This window comes from Pseudoxanthomonas sp. 22568 (genome assembly GCF_052044485.1).
Classification (GTDB): domain Bacteria; phylum Pseudomonadota; class Gammaproteobacteria; order Xanthomonadales; family Xanthomonadaceae; genus Pseudoxanthomonas_A; species Pseudoxanthomonas_A beigongshangi.
The window spans coordinates 1-369 of sequence record NZ_JBQENC010000036.1; the positions used below are offsets into that span (position 1 = coordinate 1).

The 369-nt window shown below is 66.4% G+C and carries 1 protein-coding gene; it reads right to left on the reverse strand.

The window, feature by feature from the left end; genetic code table 11:
- Window positions 1-369 (reverse strand): flagellin N-terminal helical domain-containing protein (locus ACTJI2_RS20040; RefSeq protein WP_440843140.1); only part of this gene is annotated, 369 nt, incomplete at both ends.

Below are 369 nucleotides of genomic sequence, written 5' to 3' on the forward strand. Positions count from 1 at the left end.
CTGGCTGGTGAACGAGCCGTCCAGCAGCTTGGTGCCGTTGAAATCGGCCTGCTTGGCGACGCGGTCGATTTCCGAGGTCAGCTGCTTGACTTCGGCGTTCAGCGCGGCGCGGTCGGATGACGAGTTGCTGGCGTTGGCCGACTGCACCGACAGCTCGCGGATGCGCTGCAGGTTGTTGCCGATTTCGGTCAGCGAGCCTTCGGCGACCTGGGCCAGCGAGATGCCGTCGTTGGCATTGCGCACGGCCACGTCCAGACCGCGGATCTGGGTGCTGAAGCGTTCGGAGATGGCCAGGCCGGCGGCGTCGTCCTTGGCGCTGTTGATGCGCAGGCCGGAAGACAGCCGCTGGATGGTGGTGGCCAGCGATGC